Origin of the sequence: Actinophytocola sp. (assembly GCF_050699915.1) — a bacterium.
GTDB lineage: Bacteria > Actinomycetota > Actinomycetes > Mycobacteriales > Pseudonocardiaceae > Actinophytocola.
On sequence record NZ_JBOHGA010000318.1, the window covers coordinates 1 to 5419 of the forward strand.

Annotated in this window: 5 protein-coding genes and 1 pseudogene; 1 reads left to right on the forward strand and 5 read right to left on the reverse strand. The window is 68.3% G+C overall.

Going from position 1 to position 5419, the window contains the following annotated elements:
- Window positions 1-51: 51 nt before the first annotated feature.
- The 3 genes and pseudogenes from ACRDSK_RS31360 to ACRDSK_RS31370 form a co-directional block, all read right to left on the reverse strand.
- A complete protein-coding gene (locus tag ACRDSK_RS31360) occupies window positions 52-396 on the reverse strand; it encodes a hypothetical protein (protein WP_431445017.1) in 345 nt (114 codons plus the stop codon).
- 337 nt (window positions 397-733) lie between these two features.
- Window positions 734-1297 (reverse strand): annotated as a pseudogene (locus ACRDSK_RS31365) (ATP-binding cassette domain-containing protein); the annotation flags it as partial.
- Window positions 1294-1686: a GntR family transcriptional regulator gene (locus tag ACRDSK_RS31370; RefSeq protein WP_431445013.1), complete on the reverse strand. Its 393-nt coding sequence runs from the start codon at window positions 1684-1686 to the stop codon at window positions 1294-1296. The gene ACRDSK_RS31370 and the pseudogene ACRDSK_RS31365, both read right to left, overlap by 4 nt.
- 147 nt (window positions 1687-1833) lie before the next feature.
- Between ACRDSK_RS31370 and ACRDSK_RS31375 the strand changes: the two genes are divergently transcribed.
- The gene (locus ACRDSK_RS31375) at window positions 1834-2961 is read left to right on the forward strand and encodes a serine hydrolase domain-containing protein (protein ID WP_431445014.1); all 1128 of its coding nucleotides are present in this window, start codon (window positions 1834-1836) and stop codon (window positions 2959-2961) included.
- 9 nt (window positions 2962-2970) lie between these two features.
- Here the strand turns inward: ACRDSK_RS31375 and ACRDSK_RS31380 are convergent, their stop codons facing one another.
- Window positions 2971-4242 (reverse strand): MFS transporter, encoded by a 1272-nt coding sequence (locus tag ACRDSK_RS31380; RefSeq protein WP_431445015.1) that lies wholly within the window; start codon window positions 4240-4242, stop codon window positions 2971-2973.
- Window positions 4243-4293: 51 nt separating this feature from the next.
- Complete coding sequence (locus ACRDSK_RS31385) at window positions 4294-5091, reverse strand: endonuclease/exonuclease/phosphatase family protein (RefSeq protein WP_431445016.1); 798 nt, start codon at window positions 5089-5091, stop codon at window positions 4294-4296.
- Window positions 5092-5419: the final 328 nt, after the last annotated feature.

Genomic DNA, 5419 nt, shown 5'->3' on the forward strand with positions numbered 1-5419 from the left:
GGCGCTGTGACGGTTTCGATGCGGGGTGATGTCCGCGGGTGACGGCTTCCGCTACATGTTGAAGTCGCAGCCGCCGAAGACGGCGCCCGTGATCAGTGTCAATGAATTAATGACGCGCGACACTAGCGGGGTGCGCCACCAGGTGAACAGCGCCGCGCACAGCCCGGCGACGCCGGCCACGCCAGTCCCGACAAGCGCGATCTTCGTGGTGAACCAGCGGGTGCGGGTCACCCCCTGGGTGACCGCCAGGCGCCAGGTGCCGTGCTCGAACTCGCGGGCGAACAGCGGCGCGCCGATGAACACGCCGGCGAGGGCGGGGAGGAAGGAGGCCCACACGAACCGGTTGCCCCATTCGGTGTGGCGGTCCAGGAAGCCTCGACCAGCCCCGCGCGACACCGTCTCCACCTCTCGCGATGCACTCGGCGACCCCGCTCGACCGGTACTCGGCACGCAGGTCCAGGCGGTCATGATCAGTGGTATGGCGAGGGCGGCGAGCAGCCCGAGTGCTGAGACCAGCTCGACGCGGTGCTGGCGCCAGGTTGTTGTGCCGGTGGCCGTGGGCCGCGGTGATCACCCCGTCGATCGCGTCGACATCGTCGGTGCGGGGGCCGACCAGCAGCCGGTGTTCGGCGAGCAGGTCGTCGATGGCGCCGGTGAGTAGCACGCGGCCTTCGTGCAACAGGACGAGGTGGTCGCAGACCCGCTCGAGCTCGGCGACCACATGGGACGACAGCACCACCGTCAGGTCGCTGCCGGCGACCGCGTCCAGGAGGGTGCGGAAGAAGTCCCGGCGGGCGACCGGATCCAGGCTCGCGACCGGCTCGTCGAGCACGAGCAGCCGCGGCTGCTTGGCCAGGGCCAGGGTGAGCGCGACCTGTGCCTGCTGTCCGCCCGACAACGTCGAGGCGCGGCGTTCCAGGGCGATCCCGATGCCAGTGAGCCGGTCTCGCGCACCGGTGAGGTCGAAGGGACGGTTCATCGAGCGTCCGAAGTGGAGCAGGTCGGCCACGGTGAACCTGCGGTACAACGGATGGTCCTGCGCCACGAACCCGATGCGAGCGAGCTTCGCCGACTGGTCGAGTCGCGGCGGTTCGCCGAACATCCGGACAGTGCCCTCGGTCGGCCGCAGCAACCCGATCGCCAGGTGCAGCAGGGTGGTCTTCCCCGCCCCGTTCGCACCGACCAACCCGACGATGCCGCCGTGCGGCAGCTCGAGATCACAGTCGCGCAGCGCCCAGGTGCGACGGCCGTAGCGTTTGCCGAGGCCGCTGCAACGCAACACCGGTTCGCCGCTCATGCCGCGCCGGTCCGGGACTCGTCGTCGAGGACCGCGGACACCAGCGCCCGCACCTGCTCCGACGTGAGGCCGGCCTCACGCGCGGTGTTCAACCACCCGCGCAACCGCCGGGACAGCTGGGCGTAGGTGGCCGTGGGCACCTCGCCGATACTGCCGGTGACGAACGTGCCCTGACCGGCACGCGCGCTGGTCAGCCCGGCGTGGTCCAGCTCCCGGTACGCCTTGGCGACCGTGTTCGGGTTGACCACCAACGTGGCCGCCACCTCCCGGACAGTGGGTAGCCGGTCCCCGTCACACAGGTAGCCGAGCAGGACCGCCCGCCGCACCTGGTCGACCAACTGCAGGTAGGTCGGCACCCCGGACGACGGATCCAAACGAAACACGAACACGACAGCACCGCCTCGTCTGCTTGTACTAGGACACTAGTACACGAGGAAAATGAAGCGCTGCCACCGGGCCCTCTTGCGTGGCCTAGGATCCGGAGGATGGCGCGCACGGCTCACAGCCCGAAGATCGCCGGGCGTAGCAGAAGTGCCATGATCTTGCTGGCGATGCTGAGCGTGATCGCTGCTTGTTCGTCGCCGGAGCCCGCGTCCACCGAAGTCGAGGCAGTCGCCTCCTATGACTGCGGCAGGATCCAAGGTCCGCTGTCGACGAACAGCTTCTACGAGGACAACCCGACCTACACCGATCCGGTCGACGACAGTGCGTCGTGGACGATGTCGACCCCCGAGGCGCAGTACATGGACTCGAGCCGACTCGAGCGGGCCTCGACCGCCCTGGCCGACCTGCCCTACTCGTGGAGCTTCCTGGTGGTCCGCAACGGCGCCCTCGTGTTCGAGCGCTACTACCACGGCAGCGCGAAGAACCAGAGCAACAACGTCCACTCGGCGTCCAAGAGCATCTGGGGAGCCGCGATCGGGATCGCGATCGACCAGGGCCGAATCGACGGCGCCGACGCGACGATCGCCTCGGTCCTACCGTCGCGTTACGACGCGGCGATGAACCCCGAGACCAAGACGATCAAGGTTCGCGACCTGCTCACGATGACCTCGGGCAGCCGCTGGACCGAGAACACGACCGAGACCCAGCTCCAGCACACGCCCGACTGGGTCGCGGCGACCCTGCGGCTCCCGAGGGCCGCGACGCCGGGCGCCGTGTTCAACTACAGCACCGGCGACTCTCACCTGAGCTCCGCGGTTCTGACGGAGGCCACCCGGACGACGGCCTGCGAGTTCGTCCACGAGAACCTGCTCGCGCCGATGGGCGTCGTGGCCGAACGCTGGGGCCGCGACCCGCAGGGCTACTTCTCGGGCGGCTACAACTTCTACGCGACGCCGCGCGAGCTCGCGAAGTTCGGGTTGCTCTATCTCGACGACGGCCGCTGGAACGGCAGGCAGCTCGTGCCGGCGGACTGGGTGGCCGCGTCGATGGCCGACCAGGTGGACGCCGGTGCCCCGTTCAGCTACGGCTACGACTTCTGGCTGCGCGACATCGCCGGCCACCACGTCGCGATGGCCTGGGGGTTCGGCGGCCAGATGATCTACATCGTCGAGGATCTGGACCTCGTCGTCGTCATGACGACGAACACCCGCGACTTCGACCAGGACTCGTTCACCGGCCTGTCGGTCATCGAGGACGACGTGCTCCCGGCGGCCGGCTGAGGGCCCGCGTCAACGCAGCGGGGTGCCGCGTGTCTCGGGCAGGGTGCGGATGACGGCGAAGGCGATCGCCGCTCCCACTGCCACGTACCAGAAGAAGACGTTGGCCAGGCCCGCGTTGGACAGGGCGCTGATCAGCAGCGGCGCCGTGCCGCCGAAGGTCGCGACGGTGAGGTTGTACCAGGCACCGATGCCCAGCCCGCGCAGGGCGGTGGGGAACAGCTCGCTCATGAGCGCGGGCGCGATCGAGGTCATCGCGGTGTAGAGGGTGAGGCCGACGGTGAACACCACGACCAGGTTCACCAGACCTGGCTTGACCAGAGTGGACAGTGGGACGATCAGCACGGCGGTCGCCGCGGACCACGCCAGCAGTTGGGGCTTGCGGCCGTACCGGTCGGCGATCGCGCCCATCGGGTACTGCAGGGCCACGAACACCGCCGTCGCGATGGACAGGGCGAGGAACACGTCGACCGCATCCGCGCCCCGCGTCCCCACCGCGAACGGGGTCAGGGCGCTGAAGAAGGTGTAGTAGCACAGCGTCGACAGCATCGTGAAGCCGACGAGCTGACCGACGGCCTTCGGGTGCTCCCGCAGCGTCGTGCGCAGCGGGTGCGGCACCCGCTCGGTCTTGTGCTCCTCGAACAGCTCGGTCTCGGCGAGGCTCCGCCGCAGCCACAGGCCGATCAGCCCGAGCACGCCGCCCAGAAGGAACGGCACGCGCCAGCCCCAGGACTGCATGGCGTCCTCGCTGAGTACGCGTGCCAGGACGAACCCGAGCACCGACGCGAGGAGTACGGCGCTACCGGTGGAGATGTAGAAGAACGCGGAGTACCGCCCGCGGCGCTCGTTCGGGGCGATCTCACCCAGGTACGCCGAGGCGTTCGACACCTCGCCGCCGAGCGAGAGCCCCTGCACGATCCGCGCGAACAGTAGCCCGATCGGGGCGAGCCAGCCGACCTGCTCGAACGTCGGCAACACGCCGATCAACACCGACCCGCCGGCCATCATCATGATGGTCAGCACCATCGCCGGCTTGCGCCCCCGCAGGTCGGCGAACCGGCCGAGCAGGATGCCGCCCAGCGGCCGGAAGAAGAACGCCAGCGCGTAGGTGGCGAACGTGTTGATCTGGGCGAGCGCATCGTTGCCCGCCTGGAAGAACGCGGTGGCGAAGTAGATGCTGAACGTGGCGTAGATCGTCCAGTCGAACCACTCCAGCGCGTTGCCCAGGCTCGCGGCGACGAGCTTGCGCACGGGTAGCCGATGCCGGACAGCGGTGTCGTCCATAGTCGACACGCTAGAGCGATGGTTGGTTACCCACAGATCGGCGGCGCCGGGTCAAGGCCGGGTCAGGGTGAACAGCAGCCCCGGGTGGTCGGTCGTGCCCAACATGTCGATCTTGGTGGTCTTGCTGATCGCCAGGTCGTCACTGGCGTACGCGTGCTGGACGCTGCCGTCGCCGCGGCGGGAGAACCCGGCGGGGTCGCAGTCCCGCATGCTCGGGGAGCCCTCGCCGCGCATGTTGAAGTCGCCGACGACGGTGGTCGGCCGGGGGTAGCCGGCCGCGCGGCGCATCAGGTCCCGGCACTGGGCGAGCGCGGTCGGCGCGTGGTCCGAGGACAGGTGGGTGGTGCAGGCGCTGAGGGTGGCGGCCGGCAGGCAGGCCCAGGACCGCAGTTCCAAGTGGCCGTCCAGGGCTCGGTACTGGGCGTCGTACACACCGGACTCCTCGGCGGTGCCGGCGAACCTCGCCGCGACCATGATGATGTTGCCGTACTGGTCGCCGTCCCGGCACCGGGTAGGCGTGCCGTCCAGGTTGCGTGCGGCGACGAACAGAGCCCGGGCGGGCTCCATGGCCGGCCGGAGCCGGTCGACGTCACCGGCGCACGCCTCGTTCACCGACAGCACGTCCGGCTTGCTCGCCCTGATCTCCTCCGCCGCCTTGGTCATCACCGCGTCGCCCCGGTAGCAGTGGTTCATGCCGCCGTGACAGATGTTGAGCTGCAGCACGGTGATCGCTGTCCCGGCGCTGGTCGTCCCGGTGCTCGTCGGTCCGGTGCTCGTCGTCCCGCTGCACGCCGCCGACGGCACGGCCAGGAACGCGAGCGTCGTCAGGGCGGTGATCACGCGACTCATGGCCAAGACATAAGCAGACCGGCCGAGTCGTGTCCAAATCGCCCCTTGTTTCCGGATCGAATTGACGTTTATCGGCTCATAAACAGGGTTTCTCAAAACTGCTACCTGCCGTAGCCGGAACCGTACCAGTTGTGAAAATCGCTGCCCTATTCAATAGCGCTCGCAAACGAGGTTCCCGTTGTCGTGCCATTCCCGATGGGGTGACTTAGAGGGTGTCTCATGTGGTTTGATCATGGTCTGTCATGATCATGTCTTGTGGTTGATGATCTCTCCCAGCGGCTGGTGCCGGATGAGTTGTGGGCATTGGCGCAACCGTTGATTCCGGGGT